We start from the raw sequence: 21,317 nt of genomic DNA on the forward strand, positions 1-21,317 counted from the left end.
TATAATCACGGTAGGATATTGCTCCAAAAAAAGTGATAGAAAGTAACTGGCTGTTTTTAAAGCAAATAAAGATATTGTCTTCATGTTGTCGAGGCTCGCTGAGCCAGACAGTTATCGAAACGCTAAAATCATAATTATTTAGTATATCCATAGATTGTCGGGAGAGGTTGTGTGCTATGTTGGCTCTCTCGTGATGATGATACGTCGCCCTTCCTATGAGAAAGAACCTGTTAGCTTATTTTCAAACGCTCTATTTTAAGAAAGGTTTTTTCTTACTATCCTCCAGCCTATTTTTTATTCTGGCCTCGCTTTTTGCGTTGGCGCTGGTTATTCATTCGATTTTCACGCTCAAACAGTTTGAAGGGGATGTAGAGACTTTTTCTAATCTCACGCTTGAACATGCTGGCGAAATAATGGGGCAGGCGACCTCCGCGCTGGATAGATTAGAAGAATATAGCCTGCCTTATTGTGACAATCCGCACCTGAATGTGCTCCGCAGGGTGGCTTACGACAACGATTATATTCAGGACGTGGTCTATATCGACGGGAATCGGCCTCGCTGTTCTTCGATGCTGAACGAAATTAATACGATGTTTCTTTCCGAACCCGATTTTGTCTATAAAAACGCCTATGGGGTTTGGTATAACGTTGAAAGCCCGCTGAATAGTAATAAGAGAATGATTTATGTTGGCGCAACGCGTCATCTTGTTGTGTTAAATCCGCGTTCATTTCTGGATGTTCCCTCCTATAGCCATAATATCCAGTGTGCATTGCTGGAGAGAAAAAAACAGGATGGGCAGGTTATCTTGTCGGACTCGATCAGTGACGGTGTTTTTCCCCGCTTGGTAACGGGAGAAAATCGAACCGATAGGTTTTATATTGATAATAAATATTATGTTCTGAAACCGCTATCAAACAGTAATCTTGCTCTGGTGGTGAGTGCAGATAAACCCGTGAGTACCGCACGCTATCTGACAATTTTTTTCTCTGCTTTGCCTCTTTTCCTTCTCCTTTCCCTGCTGCTTTCCACGCTGATATCCCGACGAACACTGACTCTCCAGAGCCCGCTTTATGTTCTTAATCAGGCACTGAAGCAAAAAGAGTTTGAATTGCATTATCAGCCGATTATTGAACTGAATACCGCTCAGATTGTGGGATGTGAAGCGCTGATTCGTTGGCGTCATTCGGACGGGCGCTTAATTATGCCGGATTCCTTTATTCCCATGATTCGTCAGATTGGGTTGATGAAAGAATTGACGTTATACGTTATTGATGAGGCACTACAAACGGCCAACGTACTGAAGAAAATTTACCCTGAGATGTTTGTCTCCATCAATCTTGAGGCGGCGGAATTCGAGGATATTTCCATTTTCAATTATCTCGTGGAGCACATTGCCGCACACGATCTTGAAGGGACGAATATTAGTGTCGAATTAACGGAATCATCAATGATCGAACCACAGAAAGCCGGACTTATGGTGGAACTGTATCAACAAAAAGGCATCGACGTTGCCATTGATGATTTTGGTACCGGATATTCTGGGCTATCATATCTTGAGCGAGTCAAAGCCAATACGCTTAAAATCGATAAGTCTTTTGTCTGGAATATTAATAATCATTCCCCCACCGACATTGTGCTGTCCCATATTGTCAGCATGGCCCATTGCCTTAACCAACAAATTGTTGCCGAAGGCGTCGAGACCCCCATTCAGGAGGCCTACCTGAAAAGCCTTGGCGTAGCTTATGCACAAGGCTGGTTGTATTCCAAAGCGCTCACGCAAGAAGCCTTAATTGCGTTTCTGGCAGCAAGACGGGAAACCAGGTCAGGTGGGCAGTAAAGTCGCGATAAACGCTGCTTCACTATCAAAAATGTGCATAAAAGGGTAAAATATCGAAAATATGGTAGTTACCTAATGATATTTATTGCTTTTTTATTGTGTATTTTTCAGGAGTTTATCATGCAACAGTTACCTCATTGTCCAAAATGCAGTTCTGAATACACCTGGCAAGAGGGCGAAATGCTCAACTGCCCTGAATGCGGAAATGAGTGGTCGGCGGCAGGTGATGCGGCGGCGCAGGATGATGCTTTAGTGGTAAAAGATGCCAACGGCAATCTGCTGGCGGATGGCGATACGGTAACGGTCATTAAAGACCTGAAAGTCAAAGGCAGCTCGACCCCGCTGAAAATCGGCACCCGCGTGAAAGGGATTCGTCTGGTGGAAGGCGATCACAACATTGATTGCAAAATCGACGGTTTTGGCCCGATGAAGCTGAAATCCGAGTTTGTGAAGAAAAACTGATTCGGGTGTGATGGTGCGCGCGGGTCTTCCATTTGGTTGGCGCGCGGCACTTTTTCACCTCTGGCTGGTTTTTTCACATCAGACAATCCTTTACCATAGCTGATATTGATTTCTTACCTGGCTATACGGATATCTGATGCGTCATTTGGTTCGTTTTCTCCCTCTGCTCGTTTTGCTCTCTGCCTGTAGCAGTCAGCCAGCTCCTCCTCCCACAGAAGCGCCTTCGGGGAATCCTTTCAACGGTGGTTTCCTGCTTGAACCTGCACACAATGTCCATCCGTTGGGCGGTGATTTTGCGACTAACGCCGCCACTGCGCGATTTGTCGATAAAATGGTGCAGGAACATGGCTTTAATCGTCAGCAATTGCATGATGTGCTGGTACAGGCGAAAAGTCTGGATTGGGTGATCCGTCTGATGGATAAACAGGCTCCGACATCACGGCCACCTTCAGGGCCGAACGGTGCCTGGAACCGTTACCGCAATCAGTTTATTACGCCTGACAACGTGCAGAACGGCGTGGCGTTCTGGAATCAATATCAGGATGCGCTACAGCGTGCCCAGAATATTTACGGCGTTCCTCCTGAGATCATCGTCGGCATTATTGGCGTTGAAACCCGCTGGGGCAGAGTGATGGGGAAAACGCGCATCATTGATGCATTGGCAACGCTGGCGTTTGATTACCCACGACGTGCCGATTACTTTGCGGGCGAGCTGGAAACCTTCCTGCTGATGGCACGTAAAGAAGGCAACGATCCACTCAGCCTGCGTGGTTCTTACGCGGGTGCGATGGGCTACGGGCAGTTTATGCCTTCATCCTTCAAGAATTACGCCGTGGATTTCGACGGCAACGGACACACCAACCTATGGGATCCGGTGGACGCGATTGGCAGCGTAGCCAATTATTTCAAAGCGCACGGCTGGGTGAAGGGCGCGCCTGTTGCGGTGCCGGCAAACGGTCAAGCGCCGCTACTTCCGAACGGTTTTAATACCCGTTACTCGCTCACTGAACTTCAGGCCGCAGGGCTAACGCCACAGCATTCGCTGGCGGGATACAGTGAAGCCAGCCTACTGCGGCTGGATATCGGAACGGGATATCAATACTGGTACGGACTGCCGAACTTCTACACCATCACGCGCTACAACCACAGCACGCACTATGCGATGGCCGTATGGCAACTCGGTGAAGCCGTAGGCCGCGCGCGTTAAGATATTTTGTGGGTGCTGCTTATGCCGTATCCGTCTTCTCTTTCGCAAGGGAAGATCCTTATACACAATGTAAGGACGCCATCGGGTCTGGCCGTTATCCGGCGTAAGAAATTATGCTGAGGAGATAGTAGGCTTAGGATGAGCCGCATGGACGCGGCGAAAGCTTGCGCCACGTCGGACAAAAATGTCAGAGACGTTTTTGAACAGCACTTGTGCTGGCCCGTAGGGCGAGCCCCATTTATGGGGCGAGTAAACGTGTCGCAAGCGGTCCGTTAAGCCTGATACCGACGATGGCATCGCGCAGCGACATAATTTAGCCGGAAGCCAGGGTTCGCAGGGCGGCGGCGACTGAGCGCCCTGCGTCGGGCGCGTGCTACGAGGTAGCATGAAATAACAGCATTATGGCGCACGAAACGGTCTCTGAGCCTGCATAAATATGTGACTCCAAGACTCTCAATCCTCCCTTTGCCTCCAATTTTCCTTGAATCAGCCTCAATACAATCCGCATAGACACCCGCCGCCACCTTATTGGAATATTCGTTCGTGGGGTCTTTTGTAAATCAACCTGTTGCAAACCGAGGCAATCAATGACGATGATGGTGGTGTTCCTGCTGGCTGGCATGGTGAAAGGTGTGATTGGCCTGGGATTACCGACAATCGCCATGGGGCTGTTAACGCTGGTCATGCCAGCAGCCAGCGCAGCAGGGTTGCTGATTATTCCTTCGCTGGTGACCAACATCTGGCAGCTCGTCTGCGGCCCGGCCTTTCTTAGCCTGATTAAGCGGTTTTGGACGCTATTTGCCGGAATCATTATTGGGACGTTATGGAATGGGCTGCCCGCGCTCACCTCATCGTCGTCATGGACGAGCGCAGCGCTCGGCGGCATTTTGGTGGTTTACGGCCTCTGGGGCATCGTGGCGACCACCTTGCCGCAGCCGGGACGCCATGAAATCTGGCTCTCGCCGCTGGTGGGCTACATCACTGGTGCAATCACAGCGGCAACGGGAGTCTTTGTGATTCCTGCCGTGCCTTACCTGCAATGTCTGCGACTCAATAAAAACGATCTGGTACAGGCGTTGGGGTTGGCGTTTACCGTCTCCACGCTGGGGCTGGCGTTACAGCTCATGCGGGGGAGCGGGCTAGAGGGCATCGATCTCTGGCAGTCGTTGCTGGCACTGATTCCCGCGCTACTCGGCATGATGATAGGGCAACGTTTGCGCCACGCGATTAGTGAACTGCTTTTCCGGCGCTGCTTCTTTATCGGACTGATTGCACTGGGTGGATACATGGTGGCACGCGGGCTGCTCTAATCCGCATACGCTTCGGTAATAAACGCCACGAAATCCTGAACGTAGCCGGGCAGAGCGGAGAACTGACGGGCGCAGATAACCAGATTGCGCGTCGCCCAATCGTCTGACAGCGGGATGGTGTGAACCTCTAGCCGTTCCATCATCCGCTGTGCCGCATGTCGCGGAAGAATACCAATGCCGATACCGCTGTGAATCACCTGCATGACGGCATCGAAACTGGCTAGGCGCACGCGATAATTCAGGCGTTTTCCTAGCTTTCTGGCATGTTCATCAATGTGTTCCTGCAACGCAGCACCTTCACTAAGCCCGACAAATTCGGCGTCGGCGATGGCGGAAAAGGCAAGCGGCGTTGTGCCAGACCAGATGCTGGTACGAGGAACCACAACCACCAGTTCATCCTGACGGAACGGGCGAGTCTCCAGTCCGTCTAGCGTCACGGAATCGGCCACAATGCCGAGGTCGGCGGTTTGATTGCGGATCGCATCAACGATATCGCGGCTGAGCTTTTCATTCACCGCTACGGATATCTGCGGACAAACCACCAAATAGCGGCCAAGTAGGGCGGGTAAATATTCATTCAGCGCTGCCGAGTTACACAACAGGGGAATGTGGCCGCGTAGCCCTTTGCCGTATTGGTGTAATTCGCTGCGCATATGTTCTACCTGACGCAGGATAATATGGGCATGGTGCGCGAGTGAAAAACCTGCGTCGGTAAGCGAGACGCCTGCTTTTGATCGCAACAGCAGCGGTACGCCCAGTTCCTCTTCCATTCCCCGTATTCGTTCGCTGGCGGCCTGCACGGTCAGGCTGGATGCCGCTGCACCACCGGTAATGCTGCCTGCTTTCTGAATATTGAGAAACAGCCGAAGATCGGTTAAATCGAATCGCATAGGGGAATCTGTCTCGGGTGAGCCGATACCCACTATTATGGTCGCGAGTCAGGGCGACGGCAATCGCCCAGCCTGTGACTTATTGAAACTCCACCCTATTTCTTCCTTTCTCTTTGGCTTTATAGAGCGCCACGTCTGCTGCACCGTATAGCGCATCAAAACTGGTCTTCTGCGGTGCCCAACTGACGCCGAAGCTGGCAGTAACGCGCTGCTGTGGCAGCACGCTGAGTGGCATCCTGTTGAGATCCTGATGGAGTTGGCTGGCGAGGGCGACGGCCTGCATGAGCGTATGTCCTTCCAGCAGGATCGTGAACTCTTCACCGCCGACGCGACCAATGCTGCTCGTGGTATTCAGGACGTGCTGTACACGTGATACCAGATCGCAGATCACGGCGTCGCCGGTAGGGTGACCATAGGTGTCATTCACCTGTTTGAAGTGATCGATATCCAACACGATGAGCGCTGCCTGATTGCGTTCCAGCGCGTGGTTTATGCGTTCAATAATCGCGCCACGGTTATACACGCTGGTCAACGGATCGTGGCTGGCTTTGTACTCTAACTCGACCGCCAACTGATTGAGCTGCGCATTCAGACGATTGAGCTCTTTCTCTGCCCGATCGCTGCGTGAAATCAGGCGATGCGACTCTCGTACCAATCGCTGGTAGTGATCGGTTAATGCCATTAGCGTATCGCGATAGACTTCTGCTGGCCTTTCCTGCTGGTTAGCAATGTTGCGCGCGGCGAGCAGAATGTCATATTCCGGTGTAAACAATTCAATTGTGCTCATGGTTATCACTCAAAATCGTGCTGTGAAAGGTCAGGGCAGGGAAATCGATGTGGAGTTCTTCACCAAATTCTTCTGCAATGTCGTCGTCTTTGTCGTAATACCAATACAGCGCAATAGAGAGCGCCTGTTCAGCCGCTTGGTTAAGCAGGTTGAATAAACTGAACAGCATCTTGGTGCTGGAGCTGTTGAAGTAAATCAGGGAGACGTGTATTTCGATGCTCGGGAGTGCCTCATCCGGTGGCATCGTTTCTGCGCAGGTCGTCAATGCATGCAGATATGCCTGAATCTCGGTGAGCAGCGGGCGATAAAACGCCGCCGCATTCTCAGGATAAGATTCGCCGGAAAGATAAAGACGGTGTGTGTCAAAGTGGAAATCAACTGCCGGGGTACAGGATGTCCCCGAAATATGGAGGTTGCTTATGGTCGTTATATTTTTCATGTCAAATGATTGCCTTCAGATAAAACGTAGATAGCCCCGTTGATGCGTCGGCCCGAAACGTAAACTGGAGTGGCTCACTGGCATCACGCGCTACGGTTAACAGCCCCATATCCGCGCCTTTACTTGATGACGGGGTTTCATCACGCAGAGAGACTTTGTAGGCGAGTCGGATTTCATCAAGCGTCATACCGCGCAGCGGTTCAAGACGTCCCCGCAGCTTCTCGACATCGTCAGGGCGTACCGGATTAGCGCACAACAGGAAGTATTTCCCATTTTCGTAACCCAGACACACGGAGCCATGACGAACCTCGATGGGGCTCTCAAGAGCGGTTAACTGTGTGGCGGAATAGCGGGTGATGTTCTGTACCATTTCCACGAATGTGGAGAACAGCCGGCGACGGATACCAGCGGGAAGCTGCTTTTTCTCCAGCTGTAGCCGCATGGTTTCAGCCAGTGAACTGATGATGTTTTGTGAAAAATAGCCCACGTAATACAGCGTGATGTCATGCTGATGAGAGGGCGAAAAGAACTCGGTGTATTTGATGTTTGGCATCATTCTGCCTACCTGATTAAACAAAAGTCGAACAATGTCGGAAGCCCCAAAATGTTAAATCGTCTCGTCGGGTCTGATCGCCCTGGTAGATCTTGTGTGCTGACAGGAGTTGGTTAGCCAGCTCACGCATAGGTTGGTTTTTATAGTGCTGTAGGTGCTCCTGTAGTCGACGTTTACCAAACATAATCCTGCGTTCTCCGCCAATTTGATCCGTCAATCCATCCGTGGTGATGAAAAACATATCGTTGTCATGAAGCGGCAATTCGTAGCTCGACCACTGGTAGTCATAAGGCGTTTCGGTATAGCCGATACCCATACGATCGCACTGGAGTGGTGTCATCTGTCCGGTGTGGCGTTGCAGCATGAAGGCTGGCATCCGTGCACCGGAAAACGTCAGCGTGTTTCGCGTCATATCGCAGAACACCAGCATCGCATCGCAGCCGTCATTAGAGGTAGAAAGCTGCCGTGATTCGCCGCGTTGCCCCAGCGTATCTTTGATGTGGCGGTTGATCGCTTGCAATAACTGCGCTGGCAACATTGGGCCGTGCTGTGTGAGTGCCTGTTCCAGTGCGGAAGAAAAAATCAGCGTCATGAATGCGCCGGGTACGCCGTGCCCGGTACAGTCCGCGACGGCGGCCAGCCAGCCGTTTTGATAGGTTTTAAAGGCATAACAATCGCCGCCGACGCAGTCCCGTGGCTCCCAGGCTAAGCACCAGTCAGCGAGCGAGCGGGACATCGCCTGCGTCGATGTCGTCAGCATCGCGGCCTGAATCACGCTGGCATATTCGATGCTTTGCATAATCTGTTGATGTTGACGCAGGTGCATATCCGATACGGCCTTGATCAGATCGATACCGAGTCCGATACCGATATAGCGTCCGTTCTCGGTGATCATAAAGCCGTCCGTCAGCGATTTATCACCGGTAATGACCGTTTGATCGGCGACGTCGTTCAATGAGGCCAGCGCATCAACGATCAGCGGGTTTTTATCCATAAACGCGATGCAGCTCTTTTTGTCATACAGTTCGCGATAAAAAGGCCGGGACATCTGCGAGAGGAAAATATGGCGGTTGATTAAGCCGAAAGGGCGTCCATCCTCAACGACAGGCAGGCTGACCCATTCTTTATTTTTACTAAACAACTGCAATACGGTGGCATTGTCGGTGTTGGGAGAAACATCCGGCAAAGGAATACAAAGATCTCGCGCCACCGGAGTACCCCGGAGGAGTGGTCGGGCGCGAGGAACGGACATGGAGATCATGGTTAATCTTTGGGCGGATTTATCTTTAAGTAAAAATACCTGCCCTTGATGACCAAATGATGACAATTCCCGTCATACTTCAAGCCGTAGGTGCGTTGGCAATACTCGGCTCATCTCTGAGCCTCGCCCTGAAGGGCCGCTGCAAGCGGCGTTCAAATCGACCAAGCCGATTTGTCCTTACTCACCCCAGTCACTTACTTGTGTAAGCTCCTGGGGATTAATGAACCTCATATATGAGGTTCCCCCTTCGGACTACGCTAGCGCTGTTCAAATCGGTTTAAAACCGATTTGTCGTGCGATTGCCGCCTGCCTACAACTCGAATTATCTAGGGAAGGCACCCGTTTTTGGTAAGGTTATTGTGCGTCTAGTACGTTGGCCATGATCTGATTTTGCCAGTCGAAATAGGGGTTAAAGGTCAGGCGCACATGGGTTTTACCGTTTTCTCTATACCCCCAATCGGAATACCACAGCGCGCTGCGATCCGCGCAGGCCGTCAGGTCGTTATTGGTTTGTCCGTTGGCGCAAATAATGATGGAGCCTGCTTTGCCGTATTCCTTGTTTTCTGGTGAAAACAAGAGCGACATATGCGATAGCTGGCTGATACGCCATTCAGGTAGCGAGCCGGTACGTACCAAAACGCGCGAGGAATGCACACCAGCAGGGCGGTCGCCATACCAGATCAGGCGGCTGCGCGGGTTGGTAAACTGCGTATCGAACGCGTTGACAATATAGGTCGTATCGACGACCGAATCATGCTCGGCCAGTACGATTAACACCGGTTTGTCATAAGGCTTTTTGGCCAACAGTGAACGAACACCGCTGCTGGAATAATAATATTGGGCGAAACCATTGGTAGGCACTCGCATATAGCGGGTCGCTAACTGCTCAGGATAACCGGGGCGCGGTGACATTAGCCAATCGGTAAACACGGACAGCAGTGGCGTCATGAAATCGTATTTTTCGTTGGATTTAATGGCGGGTGAAAATAGCACCAATCCTTTGATTTCAGGATGTTGTGAGGCGTACTCCAGAACCAGATTGCCGCCGGTCGAAAAGCCGCCCAAATAGACCTCATCGACCTCTTTACTGAGGATGGCAGCCTGCTCGGCGACCACTTTGCGCCAGTCATCAACGGTGACGTGCAACAGATCGGAGGGCCGAGTGCCGTGACCCGGCAGTAAAACGGTTCTGACCAGAAAGCCTTGTTTGACCAATTCCGGTGTGACGTCAATGAACGAACCGGGTGAGTCTCCCAGCCCGTGCACCAGCAAAATCGCTTTATGCGGTTGACCCGCGGGGCGTGTTTCACTCGGCGTGTTCCAACGTAATTCCAGCTGTTTATCCGTGGTTTGGAAGGTACGATGCTGTGCTACCCAGCGTGTGGTGTCTTGCTGGTAACGCTCGAATGATGTTTGCCCTAATGGCGTGATGTCGCGCGGATTGCTATTGCATCCGACGATGAAAAGCATGCCGATGATAGCGAACAAACCTGTCGTCACTCGTTTCCAGACTGTCCACGAAACGAACCGGGATACGTCTATTGTCATTTATGCTCCTTGCCTGCTGGCAACATCAACCTGCTCGCTAACGGGATATGGCGTTTCGACAACACTATATCTGAAATTATTTGGCAAGCATGGCGCTCAACGTGCTAGCGCGGTGGGGCTTCATGTTATACTTCAGACAAATTGGGCGTTTTTTCTGTCTTTTGGTCAGGCCAATATTACGATGGCCGATGTTGAATAAAGGGATGGCGGTATGCGTTTATATCAGCAGATTGGTGACAATCTTCGCGTGGAAATTCTGAAGGGAAACTATCAGATTGGTGACCGCTTGCCTCCCGAACGTGATATTGCTGAAACCTACAACGTCAGCCGCAGCGTGGTGCGTGAAGCCTTAATCATGCTGGAGTTGGAAAAGCTGATTGAGGTGCGCAAAGGTTCCGGTGTCTATGTCATGCAACTCCCGACCGCACAGGGAAAAGATAGCGTGGTGGATAGCGATTATGGCCCTTTCGAGCTGATGCAGGCGCGTCAGCTGCTGGAAGGTGAAGTCGCAGCGTTTGCCGCAATGCAGGCGACCAAGAGTGACATTGTGAAGATGCGACAAGCCATTGAACAAGAAAGGGCGTCGCTTGAGAACGGCAGCGTGGATGAAAGTGCCGATGAACAATTCCATTGCCTGCTGGCGCAGTCTACCCAAAACAGCGTCTTAGCCAATATGGTGTATGAGGTTTGGCAGGCGCGTAAGCGCAGTCCAATGTGGCAGGGGATTCACTCCCATACCAATGATTTCAGCTATCAGCGCCAGTGGCTGGACGATCATGAACAGATCCTGCGTGCCGTATCTCGTCGTGATGTGAACATGGCGCGTCAGGCGATGTGGCAGCATTTGGAGAATGTAAAAATTAAACTGTTGGAAATCTCGAACGTAGACGACCCAGCGTTCGATGGTTACCTGTTCGAGTCTGTTCCCTCACGTCTGGAATCCTGATTCCCCCTGTATATCCCTTCCCGTGTGAATTTTCTCTCCGGCATCGAATCGGTGTACGGAGGGGGAAGATATCAGACCAAATATTCACTTCATGACTCTTTTTCCATTTCTATAGTCTTTTTATGCATGCTGTTAGTCCAAATAACAGATTTTTTGTGTAATTGGTCAATCAATTTGTGAGTTTCGTTTGACAGCCGATTTCGGTGAGGTAGGCTTTTGCTATCTGGACGAAAACCACTATTTTTGGCAAAAAAAGGGTAACTCGGTATGGAACAAACTTGGCGTTGGTACGGCCCGAACGATCCTGTCTCACTGGATGATGTGCGGCAAGCCGGAGCGACCGGCGTGGTGACGGCGTTACACCACATTCCCAATGGTGAAATTTGGTCGGTTGAGGAGATTGAAAAGCGCAAAGCTGAATTGAAGGCGAAAGGGCTGGTATGGTCGGTAGTAGAAAGCGTACCGGTTCATGAAGAGATCAAAACTCAGACGGGGAATTATCAGCAGCATATTGCCAACTATCAGCAATCGCTGCGTAATTTGGCGCAGTGCGGCATTGATACGGTGTGCTATAACTTCATGCCCGTGCTGGACTGGACGCGAACCGATCTGGAATATGCGCTGCCGGATGGCTCAAAAGCACTGCGTTTCGATCATATTGCCTTTGCGGCTTTTGAACTGCATATCCTGCAACGCAACGGTGCCGAAAAAGATTACACGGCGGATGAGCAGGCACAGGCTGCCGACTACTACCGTATGATGAGCGAAGATGATATTGCGCGTCTGACGGGCAATATTATCGCGGGTTTGCCGGGGTCCGAAGAGGGCTATACGCTGGAGCAATTCCGTGGCCGTCTCGCGGAGTATGATGGCATCGATCATGCCAAACTGCGTGAGCATCTTGCGCATTTCCTCCGCGAAATTGTGCCAGTGGCTGAAGCTGCGGGTCTCCGACTGGCTATTCACCCCGATGATCCACCGCGTTCGATTCTTGGGCTACCGCGCGTGATGTCAACGATTGACGACATGCGCTGGTTAAAGCAGACGGTCGATAGCCTTCATAACGGCTTTACCTTCTGTACGGGCTCTTACGGTGTGCGGGTAGATAACGATCTGGTTAACATGCTGGAAACGTTTGCCGATCGCGTGCATTTCACCCATCTGCGTGCCACCTGTCGTGAAGAGAATCCTAACTCGTTCCACGAAGGGGCGCATTTGCAGGGGGATGTGGACATGGTGGCGATCATCAATGCCATTCTGGCGGAAGAGCTGCGTCGTCAAAAGGCGGGTGATCGTCGTCCGATCCCTATGCGTCCAGATCATGGGCATCAGATGCTGGACGATCTGAAAAAGAAAACCAATCCCGGCTACTCGGCAATTGGGCGGTTGAAAGGGCTGGCGGAACTGCGTGGTGTTGAGCTGGCGCTGAAGTGCACGCGGTTTACTGAATTGCAGCAAGGATAATGAAATGAAACAGACCGTGCTTTGTAGCACGGTCTGTTGAAGTGTGATGCGTCACAGGACCCCAGAGGGGTTTATACCCGTCATACTTCAAGCTGCTTGTGCGTTGGCTTCCCTTGCTCACCCCAGTCACTTACCTGAGTAAGCTCCTGGGGATTCACGCGATTGCCGCCTTCACGCAACTCGAATTATTTAGGGTATAGATATGAATTTTAATAGCTGAATTACAGGGCTTTCACGTTTGAACGGCTGACTTTGCAGTTCTTGGTATCCCACTGCTCGTCATGTTTTGTTGGTGTGCCTTTGCCTTTTTCTACACCAGTAAACTCTTCACAGATTTTAGGTTTACCTGCTTTGTAGTTTTTAATACGCAAATCACGGATTTCAGCGACATCACCAAAGTTACGGTTTACGCCAGCGATGCTGTCGATGGTGCCGTTAACGGTTGCGCTGATGATGGTGAGGTTACGTGGGCCACCGTTGTTGGTGCAGTCACCACAAGAGCGCCACAGTTTGCCGTGTTGACCCGTCAGGGTGAAGTTGCCCTGTACGATAGTGTGACTGTTCTTGGAGTTCTGTTGCAGCACTTTGTCCGGCTTGCCGCCAGGGCCATTGGTGGTGTTATGTGCGACACCGCCGACGATGGTCATGGTTTTACCCAGGTTGGTTGCTGCATCTTCACAAACGTCTTCCCAGATCACGTTTTCAATACGGCAGTTGCCTGATTTACAGTGGATACCGTCAGAACCGCCTTTTTCAGAGATACGCAGGTTCTTGATGGTGGCATTTTCCAGCGTGATAACAGGAGGCTGATCGTCACCGTCGCCTTTACAACTCAGACCCAGAGTAATACCGCCGCAGTCGACGGTTTTATCTTTGATAACCGCCCCAGCTTTACATTCTGGACTAGCTGCTTTCAGCGGCGCTGCACGTAATGGCGCTGGCGCTGTTGATGCTGCATTAGATTTCAGGACGCTATTATTGCCGCTAACCGTATCCACCCAATACCAATATTCCGATTTCGGATTAGCGGTTAAATCCGCAAAGGTTCTGTCGGTGGAATTGAGTTCTGCGATTTTTTCGCTGCCAGATTGATTATTACTAGTGCTGCGATACACATCCTGGCGAACTACATTGCCTGCATCGGTAGACCAGCTTAAATAGGTAGCATTATCTTTTTTCAGCAGCATCAACATAGTGTCATCAGCTTGAGCCTGAAAAGAAAAAGCAGCAGTACATAAAAATATCGGTGTTAAATACTTAAACATGTGTTTTTCCTTGTAAATTAAACGGATATTTTTTCTCTTTATTTAGGGAATAAAGAGGGAGTCCTAGCGCATCGAGGGGGATTATATAATAGAGAATATGAAATGAATAATAATTCGGCAGAATTGTTGAGAATAATCAGATTATTTAATTTAGTCTGTTATTATTTTATATTTAATTTTATATATTGTTTATTATATTCTATTTAATTATTTTTTGATGAATTAATAAATATTCGGAAGGTTCTTATTAAAGAATAAGGAAAATGAATATCCTGAAGAGAGAAAAAGCTTACCACTCGCCAACAGCTGCACGTGACGGGATTCGGTTTGTTTCCACGTTCTGTTGATACTTCATTTAATTTTCTGGTGATAATTTAATCACGCGTAAACCGTATGTCTTTTCCAAGAAACACATACCCTAAATAATTCGAGTTTCAGGCAGGCGGCAAGAGAATGACAAATTCGTCTGGAACGAATTTGACCAGCCAACGGCTGGCCTTCGGTGAGAGACAGAATGTCTCTCATTTAATCCCGATGAGCTTACAGAAGTAAGTGATTCGGGTGAGTGACAAATCTGCCAAAGGCAGATTTGAACGCTGCTTGCAGCGGCCCCAGCGGGGCGAGACACACGCAAGTGTGCCGAGTATCGAAGTCAACGTACATGCAACTTGAAGTATGACGGGTATAGGCAAGGTTTTATGTAAATGGACTTTTATTAATCTACATATGTATGTCCGACAATTTTTAGTTTCTATAAAAGTGTTTTATTTTTCTTATTAAGCCAAAAGGAAGCGTAATTCCTTTTTTAGTGACAACAAAATTGCGGATATCTATAAGGTGAGGTTTGACATGGAATATCAATCAGGCAAGCGCGTTTTATCATTATCATTGGGCCTTATCGGCCTGTTTAGCGCATCGGCATGGGCCTCTGATTCACGAACAGTGAGCGAACCGAAAGTACCGTCTTCTTGTACGGTGCTTAAAGCAGACAGCAGCACGGCCACCAGTGCCATTCAAAAAGCACTGAATAATTGCGGGCAGGGAAAAGCGGTAAGATTGAGCGCAGGAAGCTCTTCCGTCTTTCTCAGCGGTCCGCTCTCCCTACCTTCAGGCGCCAGCTTATTAATTGACAAAGGGGTGACTCTGCGGGCTATAAATAACGCCAAGTCTTTTGAGAACTCGCCTTCATCCTGTGGTGTGGTTGATAAAAACGGTAAGGGTTGTGATGCTTTTATTACCGCAGTGAGTACAACGAATAGCGGAATCTATGGGCCGGGCACGATTGATGGGCAAGGGGGCGTGAAGCTTCAGGATAAAAAGGTGAGCTGGTGGGAACTGGCCGCTGATGCCAAAGTGAAAAAGCTAAAACAGAATACCCCTCGGCTGATTCAGATTAATAAGAGCAAGAATTTTACGCTGTATAACGTCTCTCTCATTAATTCCCCGAACTTCCACGTCGTATTCAGCGATGGCGATGGCTTCACTGCATGGAAAACCACGATTAAAACGCCGTCCACCGCCAGAAATACCGACGGTATCGATCCGATGTCGTCAAAAAATATCACTATTGCCTATAGTAATATTTCAACGGGTGACGATAACGTCGCGATCAAAGCGTACAAAGGCCGGGCAGAAACGCGCAATATCTCCATTCTTCATAATGACTTTGGTACCGGACATGGCATGTCGATCGGTAGTGAAACCATGGGCGTTTATAACGTCACGGTCGATGATTTGAAGATGAACGGTACGACCAACGGTTTACGCATTAAAAGCGACAAATCGGCTGCCGGGGTGGTCAATGGTGTTCGGTATAGCAATGTCGTCATGAAGAATGTGGCGAAACCGATCGTGATTGATACGGTATATGAGAAAAAAGAAGGGAGTAATGTCCCGGACTGGAGTGATATCACGTTTAAGGATGTGACGTCGGAAACCAAGGGCGTCGTGGTGCTGAACGGTGAGAATGCGAAAAAGCCGATAGAAGTGACGATGAAAAATGTCAAATTGACCAGCGACAGCACATGGCAGATCAAGAACGTCAACGTTAAGAAGTAGTTCCATTACTCGTTGTTTTGTCATGACAACGTCTAGACTGTTGACAAATATTCTTGCAGAACTAGAACGGTGGTAATGGGATAGAAGAGTAAAGCGTCCGCGCCAGGGATGGCGCGGCTCGAGCTTACAGGGAGGTACTTGCAGCGTCTTTACGATCTACCCATTATCACCGCTCGACTCACTTTGTCAGCAATCGCAGCACCGTTATTTATAAAATGACAGCGTGCATTGAGTGTGCTGACTTAACGCTCACGCAGCGCTTCATTAACCTTATTCAGCGGCTTAATCAGATAATCCAGCACGCTTTTCTGGCCCGTTCTTATCTCTACGCTGGCCACCATGCCGGGCACGATAGGGAATTTTTCCCCGGCTTTGTTGGTTAGTTCTGCCAGCGTGGTACGCACATAGACCCGATAATAAAACTGATCGCGCCTGACTTCGTCCTGAAGGGTATCAGGCGACACGCTTTCGACTTCGCCCGTTAAATTACCGTAGATGGAGGAATCATAGGCGGTGATTTTTACCGTGGCGGGCAAACCCGGTCGGATATAAGCAATATCGCGCGGGTTGATGCGTGTTTCGATCAGCAACTGATCTTCCAGCGGTACGATCTCCATCAATTTACCGCCCGGTTGCAGCACCCCGCCAACGGTCGTTACCTGAATGTCTTTCACAATCCCGCGCACTGGTGATGTGATGGTGGCGCGCTTGAGCTGGTCTGCTTTCCCGCTGACGACTTCCCTTTGTGCTTCCAGATCGGCGTTGTTTTTGACCTGCTCTTCACGCGCTCGCACGGCGTATTGATTGCGAGCTTCATCTATTTTTCCTCGTATTTCAGTAATCTGGCGGCGTAATCGAATCACCTCGACGGCGCTGGCGGCACCGCGCTGCACCAGCGGCTCCGTCATGCGCAGTTCCTGCTCGACCAGCCGCATCGACTGTTGCAGGTTGGCGACCGTTTCGTCGCGATTACGCAAGCGTGATTCATAAAGCTGACGTTCACGCGTGGCCAATGCAGGCTCCTTCATGGTTTCCGCGCTGAATTTCAGCGGTTCGCCGCTGAGCTCGGCGTGCAGGCGTTCGGCGGATGCCCGCAGCGTCTGCACGCGAGAGAAAGCTTCGCCGTAGACGGACTGGAAGCGGTTGATGTCCAGTTGCGCCAGTACCTGCCCTTTCTCAACGACATTGCCCTGTTGTACGTACAACTGGCCGATGATTCCGCCATCCAGGCTTTCAATCACCTGTGCGCGGGTCGAGGGCGTCACCTTGCCAGTTCCGACCGACACCTCATCCAGCACGGCAAATTTGGCCCAGATAAAAAAGACGATCAGCCCCAACAGGCTGAGCCAGATAATGACGGAGACGTGTCGACCTTGGCGTTTCAGGTCATCATGGATCGTGATGCTACTCATTGTGTTTCCCCTTACGCCACGCTCTGTGCGCTATCTGCCGGTTTACTGACGGCCTTCAAAATCTGGTCACGCGGGCCATCTGCCACGATGCGTCCACCGTCCATGACGATCACGCGGTCAACCAGCTTGAGCAGCGCTGGGCGGTGCGTCACCAGAACCAGCGTACGGCCCGAGAGCCAACTGCTTAATTGATGAATAACGTGGCCTTCCAACTGCTCGTCCATCGAGGCGGTAGGCTCATCGAGCAGCACAATCTGAGGATTACGTAACAGCATCCGGCTAAGCAGGATCATCTGCCGCTGCCCGCCGGATAAACCACGCCCGCCTTCATGAATGATGCGATCCAGACTGGCGGCATCCTGTTGAATCAGGCTGAGTGCGCCGCTAATGCGCAGTGCCTGTAGCAATTCCTGTTCGGTGGCATGCGGATTGCCGAGCATCAGGTTTTGCCGCAGGCTGCCGAAGAACAACCGTGATTCCTGTGATAGAAAACCCAACTGGCGGCGGACATCTGCCGGGTCGATCTGGTTGATGTCGACACCATCAATGATGACCTTGCCGCGCGTCGCGGTCGCCTGATTGGCGAGCAGCTTGAGCAGGGTGGATTTACCCGCGCCGACCTTACCTAGCAGCGCCACTTTTTCCCCCGGTTTAATGTCCAGCTTCACGATCTGTAAAGCCGTATCGCCCTGCTCGGGATCGTAGCTGTATTGGACGTTGTGGAGCTGGAAGTGACCCTGAAGGATCGGGCAGTGCGCTATTTTTCCCTCTTCCGGCCGATCCAGCGGCTTTTGCAGCAGATCGTCCAGCCCGGTCATGGCGGTTTTGGCATGCTGCCAGCGGGAAAAGACCATTGTGAGCTGCATGAGCGGGGCGATAGTGCGAGAAGAAAGCAGGCTACAGGCTACGAGTGTACCGGTGGTGATATCGCCTGCTAGCACCAGATAACTACCGAACACCAGCATACCAGCATAAGTTAACTGCTGGACAGTCGACGCCCAGCCGCTGAGCCGAGCACCCCAGACGCGCTGCTTCATCCCGATAGAGGCACTGACTTCGTGTGTCTGCTCCCACTGGCGTTGGAAGTAGGGTTCAGCCTGCAAGGCTTTGATATCTTCGATTCCTTCAATGGACTCGACCAGCACCGCATTACGCAACGCACTTTCGCGCATCCCTTCTTTGGCGAGCTTCGCCATCGGCCATTGCAGCATCAGACCGGGGATTACAATCAGCGGAATCGCCAGCATGGGAATAAATACCAGCGGCCCGCCGATCATCGCCATGATGCCGAGAAACAGAAAGACAAACGGCATGTCGGCTGCCGCACCGACGGTCGTTGAGGTCAGCAGTTCGCGAACCTGATCGATTTCCCGCAGTTGTGAAATAAATGATCCGGTGGACTTGGGACGAGCTTCATTTTTTATCGCCAGCGCCCGGGCGAATAGCATCCCTGACACGTTCAGATCGATGCTCTTGCCCATCAAGTCGGAGACGACGGTACGCGACAAACGGATAGCGTATTCCAGTGCGGCGGCCAGCAGCACGCCGAAAAATAGCACCCACAGCGTCGGGATCGACTGCGCCGGGATCACACGGTCATATACCTGCATGGAGAACAGGATCCCCGCCAGCGCGAGAACGTTACCCACGATAGACGCCAGCGATATTTCTCCGATCTGTCGTTTTGCGCCGCGAAAATGTTGCCAGAACCAGTGCTTGCGGTACGGTTTGACGAAATCATCGATGCGGGTATCGCGGCCACGCTCGGCGATGCCGACCAGCACGATAATACCCTGACTGTGTTTGATGAGTTCTGTCAGTTCCGCTTCACGCTGAAGATCGCCGCCGTCATCCAGCCAGTAGGTTGCGATCCCCTCATCATTCACTGATTCGATGACGATGACGCCGCCGTCGTCTGTTTCTGCCAGCACGGGGAGAATTTTGTTACGCCAGCGGATCTTCTCCGTGTGCCGCAGGCTGATGGTCAGCCCCATCAGGTGGCTGATCTGTTCTAACTGGCGGGCGATGGGGAGCTGTTCATACCAGCTCATCTGCTGGCGTACCGACTGGGCATCGACCACTTGACCGTAGTGGGCGGCAGCACGCGCCATCGCGGCAATCCAGATCTCAGTTTTGGTGACTTGTGTCATGTACATTCCTGCATGTTCTTATCCGGCAGGCAAGCCGGCTTACAGCGACGGGAGCGTCTCGCCACTGGCTTGATAACGTTCAATACCCAGCATATCCAGCAGATTATCGACGGCCGCGGCATAGTTCACTGCCGCCTCCCAGCCGTCGTATAACGCACCGATGCGTGAGGTTTCGGCCTGCAACACGTCTTGTTCGACGCTGAGCAGGTCGTTCAGGCTGCGTTTGCTGAGCTTGTATTCATCCTGATAAACGTTGCGCGTATAGGTCGCGCTGGTGATTTGCTGCTGGCTGGCTTTTTCACGCTGCTGCGCACCGATGAGGTCGGCATAGGCCGTTGCCGCTTTCTGGTTCATATCCAGCTTCGCTGCTTCGACCTCAGCCTGTGCGGCTTCACGCGTGCCTGATGCAGCATCAACGCGTGCGCTGACGGCTCCACCCTGATAAAGCGGGGCTTCTACGACCAGTTGTAGCTGGTCATCCCAATAATTACGCCTGTCGGTTTCATAGCGGGTACGCCCCGCCTGTACGGCAACGGTAGGCCAGTGTTGGGCTTCCGCCTGACGAATACGGTGGCGCGAGGCTTCCTGCTTGGACTGCGCGCTCAACACCGAATTACTCTGTTGGTAAGGGAGCGCCTTGAGCGTAATTTTTTGTTGCAGCAGCACCCGTGGCAGGTCGGGTAGGGCGGTGGGGAGGACGCCAGTCAGCACGCTGAGCTGTGCCAGCGAGGAACGTTCCAGCGCTCGATATTGTTCCAGTGTCGCCTTCATGCCTGCGATGCGGGTTTCCGCTTGCAGGATGTCAGATTGCGTGCTGAGACCCGCCTCGGAACGGAGTGTTGCGATGTCTTTTACCTGACTGAGTGACGTGATGTTGCGTTCAGCTACCTGACTCAGTTCCTGGTAGCGTTTGACTTTCAGGTAAGTGAGCAAGGTTTGCTGGCCGACGGTGGTCATGATGCCATAGAGCTGATAGCGGTAGGCATCCGACAGGCTGTGCTGCTCATCAATGCTGCCGCCCGTCTTACCGAAATCGTACAGGAGCTGTTTCAGCGTGATGCCTGCGGTGGAGTTGTTGCTCATCGTGCCGCCACTATCACTTTGATCTGACCGGCCGACGTTACCGCTCAGGCCGATTTGCGGAAACCAGGCACTTTGCGCCACGCGGAGATCGGCGTCGCCGACGCGAATTTGTGCTGAAGCCTGCGCAATTTGCGGGTTACGTGCGAACGCGCGGAGAATCGCCTGTTTGAGGTCCAGACTATCGACCTGTTGTTCTGTTGGCGCGGTAGACCAGTCAAACGCCACGGCCTGTGCGAACGACTGTGGGCTATAGAAGAAGGGAAGGCTGGTGCAGGCCAGCCCAAGCGCCAGCGCATAACGTGGCGTGTGATGGCGTAATGTGCGGGTCAAAAAAGCGTGATTACGCGGAAAAAACATGTCCCTGATAAAAAATCTGAGAAAAAATGGTTTGTGCATCAATTGCCCCTGTTTTCATCACTCTTTGTTTTAGTTCCTTTACACATATTTATGCCGCTACTTAGGCAGTTTCTACTGTCTCTTGGGCATATCTCTATGCCGCTACTGAGGCAATTTCGTGCGCGATAATGGCGTTATTTTCATGCTATCTCGTAGCACGCGCCCGACTCGGGACGGCTCAAACGCCGCTCGCCCCGAGACCCCTGGCTTTTGGCGGAAATTATGCCGCTACGCGGTGCCATCGGTGT

The 21,317-nt window shown here is 51.4% G+C and carries 17 protein-coding genes; 7 read left to right on the forward strand and 10 right to left on the reverse strand.

Annotation, left to right across the window (positions count from 1 at the left end; translation table 11 throughout):
- Positions 1–215 precede the first annotated feature (215 nt).
- The 4 genes from DCX48_19055 (at position 216) to DCX48_19070 (ending at position 4,817) form a co-directional block, all read left to right on the forward strand.
- Entirely contained in the window at positions 216–1,838 is a 1,623-nt protein-coding gene (locus DCX48_19055) for an EAL domain-containing protein (protein ID QXE16422.1), read from the forward strand.
- A 120-nt stretch (positions 1,839–1,958) separates the two neighbouring features.
- The gene (locus DCX48_19060) at positions 1,959–2,300 is read left to right on the forward strand and encodes an alkylphosphonate utilization protein (protein ID QXE16423.1); all 342 of its coding nucleotides are present in this window, start codon (positions 1,959–1,961) and stop codon (positions 2,298–2,300) included.
- A 136-nt stretch (positions 2,301–2,436) separates the two neighbouring features.
- On the forward strand, positions 2,437–3,507 hold the full coding sequence (gene mltB, locus DCX48_19065; GenBank protein ID QXE16424.1) for a murein transglycosylase B: 1,071 nt from the start codon (positions 2,437–2,439) through the stop codon (positions 3,505–3,507).
- A 593-nt stretch (positions 3,508–4,100) separates the two neighbouring features.
- On the forward strand, positions 4,101–4,817 hold the full coding sequence (locus DCX48_19070) for a sulfite exporter TauE/SafE family protein (GenBank protein ID QXE17312.1): 717 nt from the start codon (positions 4,101–4,103) through the stop codon (positions 4,815–4,817).
- Here the strand turns inward: DCX48_19070 and DCX48_19075 are convergent.
- The 6 genes from DCX48_19075 to DCX48_19100 all read right to left on the reverse strand — a co-directional run bounded on the left by DCX48_19075 (position 4,814) and on the right by DCX48_19100 (position 10,295).
- Positions 4,814–5,707, reverse strand: a complete 894-nt coding sequence (locus DCX48_19075) for a LysR family transcriptional regulator (GenBank protein ID QXE16425.1) — start codon at positions 5,705–5,707, stop codon at positions 4,814–4,816. The two genes, DCX48_19070 and DCX48_19075, sit on opposite strands and share 4 nt — an antisense overlap.
- 79 nt (positions 5,708–5,786) lie before the next feature.
- Positions 5,787–6,494: a GGDEF domain-containing protein gene (locus DCX48_19080; protein QXE16426.1), complete on the reverse strand. Its 708-nt coding sequence runs from the start codon at positions 6,492–6,494 to the stop codon at positions 5,787–5,789.
- Positions 6,481–6,933, reverse strand: coding sequence for a DUF1987 domain-containing protein (locus DCX48_19085; protein QXE16427.1), 453 nt, complete (start codon positions 6,931–6,933; stop codon positions 6,481–6,483). Before DCX48_19085 ends, DCX48_19080 begins: the two co-directional genes overlap by 14 nt.
- 1 nt (position 6,934) lies before the next feature.
- Positions 6,935–7,489, reverse strand: a complete 555-nt coding sequence (locus DCX48_19090) for a hypothetical protein (protein QXE16428.1) — start codon at positions 7,487–7,489, stop codon at positions 6,935–6,937.
- Between the two features lie 13 nt (positions 7,490–7,502).
- Positions 7,503–8,747 (reverse strand): CBS domain-containing protein, encoded by a 1,245-nt coding sequence (locus DCX48_19095; protein ID QXE16429.1) that lies wholly within the window; start codon positions 8,745–8,747, stop codon positions 7,503–7,505.
- Between the two features lie 354 nt (positions 8,748–9,101).
- Positions 9,102–10,295, reverse strand: coding sequence for an alpha/beta fold hydrolase (locus DCX48_19100; GenBank protein QXE16430.1), 1,194 nt, complete (start codon positions 10,293–10,295; stop codon positions 9,102–9,104).
- Positions 10,296–10,506: 211 nt separating this feature from the next.
- On the opposite strand from DCX48_19100, the gene DCX48_19105 reads away from it, so the two are divergent.
- Together DCX48_19105 and uxuA are read left to right on the forward strand one after the other, a co-directional pair.
- On the forward strand, positions 10,507–11,241 hold the full coding sequence (locus tag DCX48_19105) for an FCD domain-containing protein (GenBank protein ID QXE16431.1): 735 nt from the start codon (positions 10,507–10,509) through the stop codon (positions 11,239–11,241).
- Between the two features lie 267 nt (positions 11,242–11,508).
- Positions 11,509–12,705, forward strand: a complete 1,197-nt coding sequence (gene uxuA / locus DCX48_19110; GenBank protein ID QXE16432.1) for a mannonate dehydratase — start codon at positions 11,509–11,511, stop codon at positions 12,703–12,705.
- Positions 12,706–12,926: 221 nt separating this feature from the next.
- On the opposite strand, the gene DCX48_19115 is transcribed toward uxuA, so the two are convergent.
- Complete coding sequence (locus tag DCX48_19115) at positions 12,927–13,970, reverse strand: pectate lyase (protein QXE16433.1); 1,044 nt, start codon at positions 13,968–13,970, stop codon at positions 12,927–12,929.
- Between the two features lie 849 nt (positions 13,971–14,819).
- Here DCX48_19115 and DCX48_19120 point away from each other — a divergent pair.
- A complete protein-coding gene (locus DCX48_19120) occupies positions 14,820–16,028 on the forward strand; it encodes an endopolygalacturonase (GenBank protein QXE16434.1) in 1,209 nt (402 codons plus the stop codon).
- A gap of 242 nt (positions 16,029–16,270) precedes the next feature.
- Here DCX48_19120 and DCX48_19125 read toward each other — a convergent pair whose 3' ends face one another.
- From DCX48_19125 to DCX48_19135, 3 genes are read right to left on the reverse strand one after another with little or no spacing between them, the layout of a single operon-like run.
- Positions 16,271–17,440, reverse strand: a complete 1,170-nt coding sequence (locus DCX48_19125) for an HlyD family type I secretion periplasmic adaptor subunit (GenBank protein ID QXE16435.1) — start codon at positions 17,438–17,440, stop codon at positions 16,271–16,273.
- Positions 17,441–17,451: 11 nt separating this feature from the next.
- Positions 17,452–19,590 (reverse strand): type I secretion system permease/ATPase, encoded by a 2,139-nt coding sequence (locus DCX48_19130; GenBank protein ID QXE16436.1) that lies wholly within the window; start codon positions 19,588–19,590, stop codon positions 17,452–17,454.
- Positions 19,591–19,629: 39 nt separating this feature from the next.
- On the reverse strand, positions 19,630–21,069 hold the full coding sequence (locus tag DCX48_19135; GenBank protein QXE16437.1) for a type I secretion system outer membrane protein: 1,440 nt from the start codon (positions 21,067–21,069) through the stop codon (positions 19,630–19,632).
- Positions 21,070–21,317 lie beyond the last annotated feature (248 nt).

Origin of the sequence: Pectobacterium atrosepticum (genome assembly GCA_019056595.1) — a bacterium.
Classification (GTDB): domain Bacteria; phylum Pseudomonadota; class Gammaproteobacteria; order Enterobacterales; family Enterobacteriaceae; genus Pectobacterium; species Pectobacterium atrosepticum.

Bases quoted from the DNA above. Each gene is read 5' to 3' on its own strand.
- DCX48_19080 (QXE16426.1), bottom strand. From the start codon at position 6,494: ATGAGCACAATTGAATTGTTTACACCGGAATATGACATTCTGCTCGCC.
- DCX48_19105 (QXE16431.1), top strand. From the start codon at position 10,507: ATGCGTTTATATCAGCAGATTGGTGACAATCTTCGCGTGGAAATTCTG.
- DCX48_19085 (QXE16427.1), bottom strand. From the start codon at position 6,933: ATGAAAAATATAACGACCATAAGCAACCTCCATATTTCGGGGACATCC.
- DCX48_19075 (QXE16425.1), bottom strand. From the start codon at position 5,707: ATGCGATTCGATTTAACCGATCTTCGGCTGTTTCTCAATATTCAGAAA.
- DCX48_19130 (QXE16436.1), bottom strand. From the start codon at position 19,590: ATGACACAAGTCACCAAAACTGAGATCTGGATTGCCGCGATGGCGCGT.
- DCX48_19120 (QXE16434.1), top strand. From the start codon at position 14,820: ATGGAATATCAATCAGGCAAGCGCGTTTTATCATTATCATTGGGCCTT.
- mltB (QXE16424.1), top strand. From the start codon at position 2,437: ATGCGTCATTTGGTTCGTTTTCTCCCTCTGCTCGTTTTGCTCTCTGCC.
- uxuA (QXE16432.1), top strand. From the start codon at position 11,509: ATGGAACAAACTTGGCGTTGGTACGGCCCGAACGATCCTGTCTCACTG.
- DCX48_19060 (QXE16423.1), top strand. From the start codon at position 1,959: ATGCAACAGTTACCTCATTGTCCAAAATGCAGTTCTGAATACACCTGG.
- DCX48_19090 (QXE16428.1), bottom strand. From the start codon at position 7,489: ATGATGCCAAACATCAAATACACCGAGTTCTTTTCGCCCTCTCATCAG.
- DCX48_19070 (QXE17312.1), top strand. From the start codon at position 4,101: ATGATGGTGGTGTTCCTGCTGGCTGGCATGGTGAAAGGTGTGATTGGC.
- DCX48_19095 (QXE16429.1), bottom strand. From the start codon at position 8,747: ATGATCTCCATGTCCGTTCCTCGCGCCCGACCACTCCTCCGGGGTACT.
- DCX48_19135 (QXE16437.1), bottom strand. From the start codon at position 21,069: ATGCACAAACCATTTTTTCTCAGATTTTTTATCAGGGACATGTTTTTT.
- DCX48_19115 (QXE16433.1), bottom strand. From the start codon at position 13,970: ATGTTTAAGTATTTAACACCGATATTTTTATGTACTGCTGCTTTTTCT.
- DCX48_19125 (QXE16435.1), bottom strand. From the start codon at position 17,440: ATGAGTAGCATCACGATCCATGATGACCTGAAACGCCAAGGTCGACAC.
- DCX48_19055 (QXE16422.1), top strand. From the start codon at position 216: ATGAGAAAGAACCTGTTAGCTTATTTTCAAACGCTCTATTTTAAGAAA.
- DCX48_19100 (QXE16430.1), bottom strand. From the start codon at position 10,295: ATGACAATAGACGTATCCCGGTTCGTTTCGTGGACAGTCTGGAAACGA.